Origin of the sequence: Ligilactobacillus salivarius, assembly GCF_035231985.1 — a bacterium.
GTDB classification, from domain to species: domain Bacteria; phylum Bacillota; class Bacilli; order Lactobacillales; family Lactobacillaceae; genus Ligilactobacillus; species Ligilactobacillus salivarius.
The window spans coordinates 751,096-764,840 of sequence record NZ_CP117983.1 but is presented as its reverse complement, the minus strand read 5'-3'; the positions used below and the strand labels follow the sequence as shown (position 1 = coordinate 764,840).

The window sequence follows — 13,745 nt, the reverse complement described above, 5'->3', positions numbered from 1 at the left end:
ACTTAGAGGGTATTTTTATACATTAAATTAACTTTTCAAAATGTCTTTGTATATACGCCGCTATTGCATCTGCCAATACGTTCAATTTCAACAATTTAAATAGTTTTGCACGTACTAACTCAATAATTGAACAAACTAAGTAAATACATAAACTAAAAATTATAATTTTTCCAATAAACATGACAGGCGAATTTAGAGCTATATCAGCAAATCTATCTTTAAATAAATACTCCGCTACAAAGGGATGAATATGTATCAAATATACTCCAAAAGTCAATGGGGCAAATAATTTTACTCCTTGTATAATTCTAGAATTCAACGACAGCTTACTAAAAATATTTAACAATGCTATTCCCATAAATAACATTGTTGGTGCAGGATAATTTATTAGAACACGTCCATGCGATTGTTCTCCACCTAACAATAAGAAAACTGCAAAAGAAAGGATTGCCATTGAAAAATACACTGTTTTATCGTGTTTCCAAAACTTCCAACCATACAATTTAATATATCCACCAATTAAATATAGAATTATTAACCATGGTGCACTATATCCACTCTGGAGGCTTAGGAAGGTTTTAGCCCTAAAAATGAAAGTTTCCCCAAAAGAACATACTAATATTAATGTTATTAATAACTTAGTCGCCATTGATTTATCCAACTTATTCAGTAATAGATTCAAGAAAGGCATAAATGCAAAGAGAATAAAATATGCTGAGAAGTACCAGTATCTTTCAAAAGAAATCGGCATTAACATTTGTATTAATAACCCTTTATTAATAGGCACATTGGGTATTGTTACCCATATTATTATATTTAATACTACAGAATAGAATAATACCTGAAACCAAAGTTTTATTATATTTTGTAATTTAAATTTACTTTTTACCCCTACATAACCAGATATTAGTGCATAGCAATTAACTGCACAATAGCATAATGTATCTAATAGCCAGCTTATATCATAATTTATACTTCCTATACCAATTTGTGTTGCTTTATTAATCACTCCACCTAGTAATAAGCAATGATACAATACAATCATATACATCGCTACTATTCGTAATAAATCAATCCCATAATTTCTACGTTTCACAAGTATAAACTCCTTAATTAAAAAATGTTCATTTACAAGTTTAAGTTGTTAAGTTAGAAAGGTCAATATTAGTTGAGATATAATCCTAATAAGTATCTCTTAATTAATTCTAACTATCAATAAAATTAAAAAAGCTGTACAAACATAATTGTACAACTTTTACTATATTATAATTATTTAAAAGCTTTTACACCTATATCATGACGATAGAAACAATCATTCCACTTGTAGTTTTCCAAATACTTGTAGACTAATTTATGTGCTTCTTCAATTGTAGATGCCTCACCTACGATTGATAAAATTCTACCACCATTACCATATACAACCTCATCTTCAATCTTAACATTTGCATAAATGGTGTATATGTCTTTTTGACTTTCCAACTTAGGTAAAGCTTGCCCCTTTACTGCTTGCTTAGGATAGCCTGCTCCTGCAACTACTACATTTAAGTATGCTTTATCTGAAATCTTCAATTCTGGTAATTGTTTATCATTAATGGCCGCATCTATCAACTCAGCAAAATCACTTTCTACACGAGGTAAAACTACTTGAGTTTCTGGATCTCCTAAACGAACATTATATTCAATAACTTTAGGACCTTCTTTTGTCATTATCATACCTATATACAAAATTCCATGATAATGATAATCCCCAGCTTCTAGTCCCTTCACTGTTGGTTCTACAATATCTGTAATCATTGCTTGGTATTCTGCATCAGATAACTGTGGTAAAGGACTATATGCACCCATACCACCTGTATTGGGACCTTCATCATTATCGTATGCTCTTTTATGATCTTGAGCCATTGGTAAAATTCGATAGCCCTTATCACTTAATACTAAGAACATAGAGTATTCATTTCCAACCAAGAATTCTTCAAGTACTACTTTTTTCTGACCTTTTCTAAACATCAATCGAATTTCATCTTCAGCTTCTTGATAGGATTGAGCTATTACAACACCTTTACCTGCTGCTAATCCGTCTTCTTTAATAACTACAGGTTCGTCAAATTCTTTCAACCCTGCGATTGCTTCATCTGAGGTAGTATAGGTTTTAAATTTAGCAGTTGGAATATGATACCTATCCATAAATTCCATCGCATAATTTTTTGATCCTTCTAATTGTGCTGCACGTTTGTCTGGACCGAAAATCTTTAGATTATCTTCTCTAAAAGAATCAACAATCCCTGCAACTAAAGCATCTTCAGGACCTACAAAAGTCCATTCTATATCATTATCGTAAACAAAACCCTTTAACGCATCAAAGTTCAACTCATTTATTGCTACAACTTCAATGCCATCAAAAGTCATTCCTGGATTACCTGGTGCACAGTAAACTTTAGCAACTTTCTCGCTTTTCAATAATGCTTTACAAATTGCATGTTCGCGTCCACCAGAACCTACAACTAATAAATTTACGTTTTCTTTCATCTTATAACTCCATTAATTAGTGTCTAAAATGTCTTACACCTGTGAATACCATCGCTACCCCATACTTATTAGCCATAGCAATGGAATCTTTATCTCTAATTGATCCACCAGGTTGAACTATTGCTTTAATCCCATGTTCAGCAGCATATTGGACACAATCATCCATTGGGAAGAATGCATCACTTGCTAACACAGCTTTATCATTTAGTGAATCGCCAGCATGCTTAATTGCTATCTTTGTAGAATCAATACGGTTTGGTTGTCCAGCTCCTATACCTAATGTTCTCTCATCGTTTGCTACAACAATTGCATTAGACTTAGTATGTTTAACTGCTTTCCAAGCAAATAATAATGTTTCTAATTGACTATCACTAGGAGCATTTTCTGTTACTACTTCCCAATTCTTAGGATCTTCATCTATAACGTCTTGTTCTTGACGAAGCAAACCACCCATAATTGAAACTGTTTCATCGCGAACATCTTCATCTTTTTTAGTAAAATCAAGTTGTAATAAACGTAGATTTTTCTTCTTGGATAATACTTCTAAAGCGTCAGCATCGAATTCCGGAGCAATTATAATTTCTAAAAATAGTTTATGCATTTTTTCTGCTGTTGCTAAATCTACTTTTCTATTTAAAGCAATTACACCACCAAAAATTGAGATTGAATCAGCTTCATATGCTCTATCCCATGCTAATTCAATATTATCAGCTTGACCTATTCCACAAGGATTCATATGTTTCAAAGCTACAACTGTTGGTGCATCAAATTCTCTAACTACTCTAATTGCAGCATCAGCATCGCGTATATTATTGAATGAAAGCTTTTTACCATTTAATTGCTTAGCTTGTGTAATAGAGTATGCTTTAGGCATAGCATCTTCATAGAACCATGCTTTTTGATGACTATTTTCTCCATATCTCATTGAAGAAATCAAATCATATGTTAGTGTTAATTTTTCTGGATTATTTTCACCAACTTGTTTACTTAAGTAATCTGCAATTAAAGCATCATATGCTGCTGTATGTCTAAATGTTTTAGCAGATAATTTAAATCTTGTTTCTAATGAAATTTCTCCATTTTCATCTAATTCTTTCTCTAAGCCTTCATAATCACTTGCATCTACAACAACCACTACATCGCGATAATTCTTAGCTGCTGAGCGTAGCATACTTGGTCCGCCAATATCAATATTTTCAATAGCATTTTCTAAGGTTACTTCAGGATTTTCGATAGTTTGCTTAAATGGGTATAAATTTACACATACTAAATCAATTGGTGTAATATTTTGTTCTTTTAAAGTTTCCATATGTTCTGGTAACTCACGTCTTGCAAGTAAACCGCCATGAATATAAGGATTCAAAGTTTTAACTCGTCCATCTAAAATTTCTGGGAAATGAGTAACTTCTTCAACAGAAATAGTCTTAATACCTGCTTCATCTAAGTATTTCTTAGTTCCACCAGTTGAAACAATTTCAAAATCATGTTCTACTAATTTCTTTACAAATGGTACTAAATTATTTTTATCAGATACACTAACTAATGCTCGTTTCATTTTAATTCTCCTTAATTATTTGACTTACTTAACAAAACTTCGTTTAAAACTTTAGGATATATACGATGTTCACACTCATGAATTCTTTCTTCTAAAGTTTCACAAGTATCATCTTGATAAATGGGTACATGTTCTTGGTATATAACTGGTCCCGAATCTAAACCAGAATCAATATAATGTAATGTTACTCCTGTTTGATCCTTATTATGCTCTTTATGATCAGCAAATGCTCTTTCAATCGCATGTAACCCTTGATATTCAGGTAAGTATGCAGGATGAAGATTTATAATGGATCCTTCATACTCATCTAGTATTGGCTTGCCAATAATTCTCATGTATCCTGCTAAAGCGATAAAATCTATTTGATGAGCCTTTAACACTTCAACAATTCGTTTTTCATAATCTAATTTATTGCCGCATTCTTTAACTGTAAATGTTTCATAGGGAATGTTAAATTTTTCAGCTCTTTTAATAACTGGAGCATTAGGATGATCACAAAAAAGCAATACTAAATTTCCAGTAATTTCTTTTTTAGCAAATTTATCTGCTAATACCTCAAAATTAGTTCCATTTCCTGAAGCAAAAATTGCTACTCTCATCACCTATGCTCCTTAATGTACAATGATTTTTTCTTCATTGCCTTTTCTTTTCCTCAAGTTTCCAATAATATAGAAATCTTCGTTTTTATCACTTAATAATTTCTTTACTGATTCTAACTTATCTTCAGATACTGCTAAAACCATACCAATACCCATGTTGAAAGTTTCATAACAATCATCTTGTGATAAGTTACCTAATTTTTTAAGATATTCAAAAATTGGTAAAACTTTCCAAGAGCTTGCATCAATTTCAGCAGTTAGATCATTAGCAAACATTCTTGGTAAATTTTCAATCAGTCCCCCGCCTGTAATATGAGCTATCCCATTTACTAAATTTTCTTTTACAAGTGGTAAAACACTATCTATATAAATTTTTGTTGGTTCTAAAATTACTTCTCCAATTGTTTTTCCACCAAATTCTTCCCTTTTTTCAGATAAATCAATTTTATTATCCTTAAATAGAATTTGACGAACTAAGGAGAAACCATTTGAATGTATTCCACTAGAAGCTAAGCCTACCAAAATATCATTTTCTTGAGGATTAGCATCCGTCAATAGCTTACTTTTTTCTACAACACCAGAGGAAAATCCTGCTAAATCATATTCATCTTTCGCATACATATCTGGCATTTCAGCAGTTTCTCCTCCAATTAAGGCAGTTCCCGCTTGTCTACAACCTTCAGCAACTCCAGCAACAATCTGCGCAATCTTATCTGGATCATTTTTTCCAGTAGCAATATAGTCTAGAAAATATAGAGGTTCTGCTCCTTGAGCCAAAATATCATTTACACACATAGCAACACAATCAATCCCTATGGTGTCATGCTTGTACATCTTTTGTGCAATTAATAACTTAGTTCCTACTCCGTCAGTACCAGAAACTAATACAGGTTCTTTAACATTTAGTACACTTAAGTCAAAAGTTCCACCAAAGCTGCCAATATTTCCTGTTGTTCCCATTCTTTGAGTAGATTTGACATCTTTTTTTATTTTATTAACTAATTCATAACCCGCATGAATATCTACTCCAGCTTCTTGATAGCGACTCATTTACTTTTCCTCTCTTTCTTGTTGTGATTTCAAAGAAGTTAAGTAAGCTTCTTCATAATCATATAAAGGAGTTGGATACTTACCATCAAAATAAGCAACCGTTAATCCACCATTAGGATAATCGACACCACCTTTAACAGAAATAGACTTTATTAAGGATGGTATACTCAAAAATCCTAAACTATCTGCACCTATTAAATCTGACATTTCTTCTACAGTATGATTTGCAGCCATTAACTCTGAACGAGTTGAAATATCAATTCCATAGAAACAAGGGAACTTAAATGGTGGAGATGAAATTCGCATATGAACCTCTTTAGCCCCAGCCTCTCGTAATAATTTTACTAATTGCTTTGAAGTTGTTCCTCTAACAATTGAATCATCTACAACAACAACTCGCTTGCCTTCAACTACCCCTCTAACAGCTGACAACTTCATCTTTACTCCACGTTCACGTAATTCTTGTGTCGGTTGAATAAATGTACGAGCAATATACTGATTCTTTATTAATCCCATTTCATAAGGTAGTCCCAATTCCTCTGCATATCCAGAAGCAGCCGATAATGAGGAGTTAGGAACGCCAATAACCATATCAGCATCTGCTGGTTGTTCCTTGGCTAAAAGTTTTCCCATTCTCTTTCGCGCATTATGCACAGTTACACCATGAATAATTGAATCAGGTCTGGCAAAATATATGTATTCCATTGAACAAATTGATAGTTGTGTTTTATCAGTATATCGATCTATCTTCATACCATCTTTGTTGATTACAATTAATTCACCCGGCTGCACATCTCTAACAAATTTTGCTCCTACTGTGTCCAACGCACAAGTTTCACTTGCTACTACATATGCACCGTTATCTAATTGTCCTATTGATAAAGGACGAAAACCATTCGGATCCAGTGCTGCAATTAAACTATCCTTACGTAATAAGAGAAAAGCAAATCCACCTTTTACTTCATTTAAACTTTGCTTAAGTGCTTCAATAAAAGTGCAATTTTGTTTTTGACGAATCAAATGAATTAGAATTTCAGTATCTGAATTTGACTGAAAAACTGCCCCTCTGTCTTCAAGATCTCGCTTTAAAGTTACAGCGTTGGTCAAATTACCATTATGAGCTAAAGCAACATCACCATCATGAAATCTGAATAAAAATGGTTGAATGTTATTGATAGAATTATTACCACTTGTTCCATAACGAACATGACCAATAGCACTATCTCCAGTTAACCTTAGTAAGTCTTTTTCGTCAGCAAATACTTTTGCTAATAATCCCCTATCGCGATGTTGATGTAGTCTATCGCCATCACTTGAAACAATTCCTGCTCCTTCTTGTCCTCTATGTTGTAAACTATGTAGACCAAAATAAGTCAATTGACTTGCATTTTCAGCCCCAAAAACTCCAAAGACTCCACACTCTTCGTTTAATCCTTTGATTTCATAAGACATGGGATTGCCTCCTCCCATAGTTTTTCTAATTCTGATACTTCTGCAACAAAGTTTTCATCTGTTAAAGTTATATCTAATTGATGATCAGCTTGAACTTCACCAATTTCTGTAATATCTTCACCCATAATTTCTTCAAAAGCTGCTACATTACCCTTTGAAACACTAACAACTAATCGTCCAGGAGTTTCACTGAATAATAGTTCTTTTTTCATATCTAAACTAACTTTGATCCCCTTATCAGTTCCAAAAACCATTTCAGCTAAGCTAACACCCAAGCCACCTTCACTCAAGTCATGAGAAGATGAAACTAAACCTTGTTCCATAGCTGCTAAAAGGTTCTTCAAATATGAGTTAACTTTTTCTAAATCAAAATCATTTAGATCACCAGAGATCTTATTATTTAATAATTTTTGCAATTCGGAACCATTAAAATCATTACCTGTTTTACCTACCAAGTAAAGTTTATCACCTACATTTTGAACAAAAGATGGTACTGTGCGATAAACATCTTTAATTAATCCAACCATACCAATCATAGCAGTAGGATAAATAGCTTCTCCGTTATTTTCGTTATACAAAGAAACATTACCGGAAATAACTGGTGTATCCAAAGTTCTGCAAGCTTCAGCCATCCCATTAATAGACTGATGTAGTTCCCAGTAGATTTCAGGATCATTAGGATCACCATAATTCAAACAGTCAGTTATAGCTAATGGCAAAGCACCACTTGAAATAATATTTGTTGCAGCTTCTAAAACAGCTATTTTTCCACCAACTTCTGGATTTAAATAAATGAAGCGACCATTTCCATCAGTTGTCATTGCTAAAGCTTTTTTAGTTCCACGAATACGAATTACACCAGCATCGCTTCCTGGTCCTACAACTGTACTTGTTCGTACTTGTGAATCATAAGTTTCTGTAAACATCTTCTTTGAAGCAATTGTTGGTTGTTGCAATAAAGCTTTTAATGTTTCTTTTGCATTAGATAACTGTGGTACCCCAGCATCTTTATTTTTATTATCTAAAATACGTTGAGGAACTCTTTCTTCACTAGGTTCTTCTAAAACATCATCCGTTAGAGTAGATACTGGTATATTTGTAACTACTTCACCTTTATGATGTAATATGTAATCATGTCCTTCTGTTACTCTACCTATAACTACAGCTTCTAAATTGTAGTCTTCAAATAACTTTTTAACATCATTTTCATGTCCTTTTTTGACACATAATAACATTCTTTCCTGGGACTCACTCAACATGATTTCATAAGCAGACATTCCTTCTTCACGTTGTGGAACCATATCTAAGTTTAATTCCATACCACTGTTAGCTTTTGAAGCCATTTCACAACTAGATGAAACAATACCTGCAGCTCCCATATCTTGAATACCAACTAACCAGTCTTGGTGATTATTTGTTAATTCAATACATGCTTCCATAAGTAGTTTTTCCATAAATGGATCACCTACCTGAACAGCTGAACGTTGAGTTTCCTTATCATCAGCAAAATCTGCAGAGGCAAATGTTGCACCATGAATACCATCACGACCAGTTTTAGCCCCCACATACATAACTGCATTACCAATACCTTTAGCTTGTCCTTTTTGAATATGACTTTGGTCTAAAATACCAACACTCATTGCATTTACTAAAGGATTTCCAGCATAGCAACCATCAAAAGTTATTTCTCCAGCAACAGTTGGAATACCCATACAGTTACCATAACCACCGATCCCAGCTACAACTTCATTGATAAGATACTTAGTTCTAGCATTATCAATTTCACCAAAATGCAATGAATCTAAAGATGCTATTGGTCTAGCTCCCATACTGAAAATATCACGTAAAATTCCCCCAACACCTGTTGCTGCACCTTCATAAGGTTCTACAGCTGAGGGATGATTATGACTTTCAGCCTTGAAAACTACTGCTTGATTATCACCAATGTCTACGATACCAGCACCTTCACCAGGGCCTTGCAAAACACGTTCATTTTTATTTGGAAATAGTTTAAGCACTGGTTTAGATTTCTTATATGAGCAATGTTCTGACCACATTACAGAGAAAAGACCAGTTTCTGTATAATTAGGTAAGCGACCTAATAATTTATCACAAATATATTCGTATTCTTTTTGTGTTAAGCCCCATTCTAGATAAACCTTTTGCTCTTTTATTTGTTCAGGTGTTAATTCCTTATTCATATTAGCCTTTTACCTTTCCTTCTTCTAGTAATGATTTGAATACTCTTAATCCATCTTCATTGCCTAATAACATTTCAACAGCTCTTTCAGGATGTGGCATCATTCCTAAAACATTTCCTTGCTTATTTGTAATTCCAGCAATATCATTCAAACTGCCATTAGGATTTTCTTTTGAATATCTAAAAACAACTTGTCCATTTTCTTCAAGCTCTGCTAATAATTCTTCATCTGCATAATAACTTCCATCAGCATGAGCAATAGGTAAGTTTATTTTTTCGCCTTTTTTATACAAAGAAGTAAATGGTGTATTAGTATTTTCAACAGTTAATTCGACTGTTTTACATACAAACTTCAAACTGTTATTTCTCTTCAAAGCTCCTGGTAATAGACCAACCTCTGTTAAAATTTGGAATCCATTGCAAGTACCAAAAACTGGCTTACCATTTTTTGCAAATTCTATTACTGCTGGCATAATAGGTGAGAACCGTGCTATTGCACCACAACGAAGATAATCACCATAAGAGAATCCCCCTGGTAACATTACAGCATCAAAACCATCTAAGTTATCTTGCTTATATGAAACATATTCAACATCTGCATCACATACAGTATGTAATGCTTCGTATAAGTCTATATCACAATTTGAGCCAGGAAAAACGATAACTGCTATTTTCATTAATCTTCCTCCATAATTTCATAACGATATGTTTCAAGATTAAAGTTCACCAATAATTGTTCTGAAATTTCTTTTACAGATTCTTCAACTTCTTTTTCTTTACTATCAATAGTTACATCGAAAAATTTTCCCACTTTAATTTCTTTTACTTCATCATGTCCTAAAGAATGAACAGCTTCAGTAATTGTTTCTCCTTGTGGATCAAAAACAGATTGCTTATATGTTACGAAAATACGTACCTTTGTCATGGTGTTGTGTTCCTCCTATTATTTGTTTAGCACTTTCTTCAAACGATTTAATACTTCTTCATATACAGGTGTTAAGTCACCAATATCTCTACGATAGACATCTTTATCTAAATGACGATTATCCTCTAAATCCCATAAACGACAATTATCTGGAGAAAATTCATCAGCTAAAACTAATGTACCATCTGCTAAATTTCCAAATTCGAGTTTAAAATCAACTAATTTCATCCCTGCTTGTTTAAATAAATCTGTCAATAATGCATTTACTTTTCTAGATAAATCCCAGATTCTATTTAAATCTTCCTTAGTAGCAATTTCTAATGCTAATGCCTGTGACTCGTTAATGAATGGATCATCTAATTCATCACTCTTGAAGTACATTTCTTCTACAGGTTTATTGAATTTCTTTCCTTCTTCTACTCCATATCTAGTTGAAAAATGTCCTGCCGAAACATTTCGTGTAACTATCTCAAGTGGGAAGATTTTAACTTTTTTTACTAATTCTTCGTTCTCAGAAATCTTCTTTATAAAATGTGTAGGAATGTCATTCTTTATCAAATATTCAAAGATTAAACTTGAAATTTGATTGTTAACATGACCCTTACCTTTAATGACATCCTTTTTCTTACCATTGAGTGCAGTAGCCTGGTCCATATACACTACTCTTAATACATTTTCATCTTCTGTACTCCACATTTGCTTAGCTTTACCTTCATATAACAGTTCAGACATTATTCTATCTCCTTATTGTTCGTCTTTTAAATAAAAAATATATTTTATAAACCTTACAAACCATATATTATCAATTAAACACGAATAATGCAACAAATAAAATGCACTTTATTTTTAAAAAACGATTTCATTTTTAACAAAAAAGGTAATGATTAAGTCTATTACATAAACTCTATCTTTTATATATTACGTATAATCAAGTTTATATAAAGGCTTATAATACGTTTTTAATTAACAAACATATATAATATGATAGTTCGCAAAAAATGGCGTTATAAAGATTTCTTCAATCTTTATAACGCCATTTATACTAATTATTTTCCAAATAATTAACTGCATCATTAAATGATCTTACTGGAACAATTTTCATTTTTGTATGAATTTCTTTTGCAGTCTCAACTGCTTCTTCATAATTTGATTTAGCATTCGGATCATACTTCTTAACCACTTTACTTACAGGATTATCAGGAGCAAAGAATATTTTAGCATGTGCTTTAGAAGCGGAGATAACCTTCTTGTCAATTCCACCAATATCTCCAACTTTTCCATCTGCATCAATAGTACCTGTACCTGCAACATCTCTACCTTTTAATAAGTCTTTTTTCGACAATTGCGAATACATTTGTAAAGACAACATTAAACCTGCAGATGGTCCTCCTATCCCTTCCATATTAGCGGATATCTTTTCATTGGTTTTTACTTTCGAACGGTTAGCCAGTGTTATCCCTATACCTGTTCTCTTAGTTTGTGGTAATTTCATTGTCTTACCAATAGCCTTATGATTCTTTCCATCACGTTGATAAGTAATAGTTACTTTTTCTCCGGCTTTAATTTTTGCTAAAGCATTTTGATATCCTGTGGCATTACTATAATGTTTTCCATTAACGTTTGTTATTGTATCGCCAACTTGAATTTTATTCTTAAAATCAGATTTATCTAAGACAGACATAACATATATTCCAATATATTTTTGGCTAACTTCTTTCCCTGCATGTTTCAAAGCTACATATTTGGCAGAGTTCACTGCATCTTGCATATAATATTCTTGAATTCTATCAAATTCTGCATCTGAACTGCCACCTGTCATTTCTTCAGCTGATACTCTATCAATATGTTTTTGCGAAAAACTCCATAAGTATGTTAGTGGTGTTGCTTTTTGAACAGCAACATAAACTAGCATGAAATCACCTTTTTGCTTATTAGTCTTACCATTAACCGTTACATATTGATTAATACTTTCAGCTGCACCTGGCTGCTCTAAGTAAATGGGAATTGGTAAAAACATTAAAATAGCTACTATTACCAATATAGTTAAAGTAACAATGTATTTATTTACTTTTTTCAATTCTTAACCTTCTTTCTTAATGCCTCAATAACATTATCTGGCACCGTCCCAACCAATTTGTCTAAATTAAACTGTGAAATTTCTCTAACTAAGGTTGAAGAAATAAAACTTACTTCTGGATTTGAAAATAAAGTAATTGTTTCAATATCACTATCTAACTTTTTATTCATTAATGCTATTTCTTGTTCATACGTGAAATCTCTTGTATTTCTAATTCCACGAATAATCGCATCCGCATTAAATTTTTTTACTACATTGATAGTTAAGTCAGTTTGAATAAGCTCAACTGATACATTACTAAATTTTGATAATGCTTCAGTGACAAGATGATATTTTTCTTTGGGAGTAAATAATGAGTGTTTACTAGTATTATTGGAAATAACTACTACAACTTGATCAAATAACTTACTTGCACGACTAATTAAATCCATATGACCATTTGTAATAGGATCAAAACTTCCTGGAAAAATAACTTTCATTATTATTCACCGCCTTCAAACTCATAGATATTTAGTTGTGTAATCCCATAATCTGCTTTTTTTATCCACTTAAATCCTAATATTTCATCTGGTAAATTAGCTTCCTGATCTGTCTCACACACAATAATCGCATTTTTATTAAGTAAAGATAATTCTGCTAATTTTAACATCATTTCTACTATTTTTTGTTCCTTATAAGGTGGATCAAAATAAACTAAATCATAACTCAATTGTTTTTTAGCTAGCACATGAATTATTTTATTAGCATCCCCCTTTATAATTTTAAATTTTTCTGGATGCTTTGTTACTGCTATATTTTCTTTAATAGTTTTTATTGCTTGATATTGTCTATCTATAAGGGTTGCTTCTTCAATACCACGAGAAACCCCCTCAATACTTAATCCGCCACTTCCAGAAAATAGATCTAACGACTTTCCACCTTCAAAATATGGACCAATAATATTAAACATTGCTTCTTTAACTTTATCTGTAGTTGGACGAGTTTTCATTCCTGGAACTGCCTTTAGACGTCGTCCACCATATTCACCTGCTACAATTCTCATTCTAATTACCTCAATCAAAATCTTCTAAATTTTCTCTTGCTGTACCTCTAACTTGTTCTAAATCCTTATCAATTTCTTTACGAGGTGAAATTTCAACCTTCGATACAAATTTCATGCTTTTTAGTTTATGCAAAGCTTCATTAACATCCTCAGCGTTCATATAAATTAAAACATATTTCATCTTTCGAGATACATAGTGAATAGTTCCAAATTTCCGTAATTGTTTACTTTGTTTTAAATGTTTCAAATAAACAATTACTCCCTGGCGTTCTACTCTTTTAAATTCCATTATTTTACACACCTCACTTTAAAATAAAAG

14 protein-coding genes are annotated in these 13,745 nt (G+C 32.4%); all 14 read right to left on the bottom strand.

All coding sequences use genetic code 11. From position 1 onward, the window contains the following. Positions 1 to 22: 22 nt before the first annotated feature. Entirely contained in the window at positions 23 to 1,096 is a 1,074-nt protein-coding gene (locus tag PTA89_RS03740; RefSeq protein WP_087250189.1) for an acyltransferase, read from the bottom strand. A gap of 173 nt (positions 1,097 to 1,269) precedes the next feature. Further along, positions 1,270 to 2,526: a phosphoribosylamine--glycine ligase gene (gene purD / locus PTA89_RS03735; protein WP_003709975.1), complete on the bottom strand. Its 1,257-nt coding sequence runs from the start codon at positions 2,524 to 2,526 to the stop codon at positions 1,270 to 1,272. A gap of 16 nt (positions 2,527 to 2,542) precedes the next feature. Further along, positions 2,543 to 4,081: a bifunctional phosphoribosylaminoimidazolecarboxamide formyltransferase/IMP cyclohydrolase gene (gene purH, locus PTA89_RS03730; RefSeq protein WP_160993581.1), complete on the bottom strand. Its 1,539-nt coding sequence runs from the start codon at positions 4,079 to 4,081 to the stop codon at positions 2,543 to 2,545. A gap of 11 nt (positions 4,082 to 4,092) precedes the next feature. Next, a complete protein-coding gene (gene purN, locus PTA89_RS03725) occupies positions 4,093 to 4,680 on the bottom strand; it encodes a phosphoribosylglycinamide formyltransferase (protein ID WP_003709972.1) in 588 nt (195 codons plus the stop codon). A 12-nt stretch (positions 4,681 to 4,692) separates the two neighbouring features. Beyond that, on the bottom strand, positions 4,693 to 5,730 hold the full coding sequence (purM, locus tag PTA89_RS03720) for a phosphoribosylformylglycinamidine cyclo-ligase (protein ID WP_081537938.1): 1,038 nt from the start codon (positions 5,728 to 5,730) through the stop codon (positions 4,693 to 4,695). After that, a complete protein-coding gene (gene purF / locus PTA89_RS03715; protein ID WP_324177389.1) occupies positions 5,731 to 7,182 on the bottom strand; it encodes an amidophosphoribosyltransferase in 1,452 nt (483 codons plus the stop codon). Next, positions 7,158 to 9,383 carry a phosphoribosylformylglycinamidine synthase subunit PurL gene (gene purL / locus PTA89_RS03710; protein ID WP_003709965.1) on the bottom strand — a complete coding sequence of 742 codons (2,226 nt, stop codon included), beginning with the start codon at positions 9,381 to 9,383 and terminating at the stop codon, positions 7,158 to 7,160. The genes purF and purL overlap by 25 nt, the downstream gene beginning before the upstream one ends. 1 nt (position 9,384) lies before the next feature. Further along, positions 9,385 to 10,059 (bottom strand): phosphoribosylformylglycinamidine synthase subunit PurQ, encoded by a 675-nt coding sequence (purQ, locus tag PTA89_RS03705; RefSeq protein ID WP_003700039.1) that lies wholly within the window; start codon positions 10,057 to 10,059, stop codon positions 9,385 to 9,387. After that, entirely contained in the window at positions 10,059 to 10,307 is a 249-nt protein-coding gene (gene purS, locus PTA89_RS03700) for a phosphoribosylformylglycinamidine synthase subunit PurS (protein WP_041822741.1), read from the bottom strand. Before purS ends, purQ begins: the two co-directional genes overlap by 1 nt. 18 nt (positions 10,308 to 10,325) lie before the next feature. Further along, positions 10,326 to 11,039 carry a phosphoribosylaminoimidazolesuccinocarboxamide synthase gene (gene purC, locus PTA89_RS03695; RefSeq protein ID WP_201897173.1) on the bottom strand — a complete coding sequence of 238 codons (714 nt, stop codon included), beginning with the start codon at positions 11,037 to 11,039 and terminating at the stop codon, positions 10,326 to 10,328. Positions 11,040 to 11,349: 310 nt separating this feature from the next. Continuing rightward, on the bottom strand, positions 11,350 to 12,384 hold the full coding sequence (locus PTA89_RS03690; protein WP_087366205.1) for a SepM family pheromone-processing serine protease: 1,035 nt from the start codon (positions 12,382 to 12,384) through the stop codon (positions 11,350 to 11,352). Beyond that, positions 12,381 to 12,863 (bottom strand): pantetheine-phosphate adenylyltransferase, encoded by a 483-nt coding sequence (gene coaD / locus PTA89_RS03685; RefSeq protein WP_003706099.1) that lies wholly within the window; start codon positions 12,861 to 12,863, stop codon positions 12,381 to 12,383. The genes PTA89_RS03690 and coaD overlap by 4 nt, the downstream gene beginning before the upstream one ends. Before the next feature lie 2 nt (positions 12,864 to 12,865). Next, a complete protein-coding gene (gene rsmD, locus PTA89_RS03680) occupies positions 12,866 to 13,426 on the bottom strand; it encodes a 16S rRNA (guanine(966)-N(2))-methyltransferase RsmD (protein WP_069469423.1) in 561 nt (186 codons plus the stop codon). Positions 13,427 to 13,436: 10 nt separating this feature from the next. Beyond that, positions 13,437 to 13,715 carry a YlbG family protein gene (locus PTA89_RS03675; protein ID WP_003700030.1) on the bottom strand — a complete coding sequence of 93 codons (279 nt, stop codon included), beginning with the start codon at positions 13,713 to 13,715 and terminating at the stop codon, positions 13,437 to 13,439. Between the last annotated feature and the right edge of the window lie 30 nt (positions 13,716 to 13,745).

Bases quoted from the DNA above. Each gene is read 5' to 3' on its own strand.
- purD (WP_003709975.1), bottom strand. From the start codon at position 2,526: ATGAAAGAAAACGTAAATTTATTAGTTGTAGGTTCTGGTGGACGCGAA.
- purH (WP_160993581.1), bottom strand. From the start codon at position 4,081: ATGAAACGAGCATTAGTTAGTGTATCTGATAAAAATAATTTAGTACCA.
- purN (WP_003709972.1), bottom strand. From the start codon at position 4,680: ATGAGAGTAGCAATTTTTGCTTCAGGAAATGGAACTAATTTTGAGGTA.
- purM (WP_081537938.1), bottom strand. From the start codon at position 5,730: ATGAGTCGCTATCAAGAAGCTGGAGTAGATATTCATGCGGGTTATGAA.
- purF (WP_324177389.1), bottom strand. From the start codon at position 7,182: ATGTCTTATGAAATCAAAGGATTAAACGAAGAGTGTGGAGTCTTTGGA.
- purL (WP_003709965.1), bottom strand. From the start codon at position 9,383: ATGAATAAGGAATTAACACCTGAACAAATAAAAGAGCAAAAGGTTTAT.
- purQ (WP_003700039.1), bottom strand. From the start codon at position 10,059: ATGAAAATAGCAGTTATCGTTTTTCCTGGCTCAAATTGTGATATAGAC.
- purS (WP_041822741.1), bottom strand. From the start codon at position 10,307: ATGACAAAGGTACGTATTTTCGTAACATATAAGCAATCTGTTTTTGAT.
- purC (WP_201897173.1), bottom strand. From the start codon at position 11,039: ATGTCTGAACTGTTATATGAAGGTAAAGCTAAGCAAATGTGGAGTACA.
- coaD (WP_003706099.1), bottom strand. From the start codon at position 12,863: ATGAAAGTTATTTTTCCAGGAAGTTTTGATCCTATTACAAATGGTCAT.
- rsmD (WP_069469423.1), bottom strand. From the start codon at position 13,426: ATGAGAATTGTAGCAGGTGAATATGGTGGACGACGTCTAAAGGCAGTT.
- PTA89_RS03675 (WP_003700030.1), bottom strand. From the start codon at position 13,715: ATGGAATTTAAAAGAGTAGAACGCCAGGGAGTAATTGTTTATTTGAAA.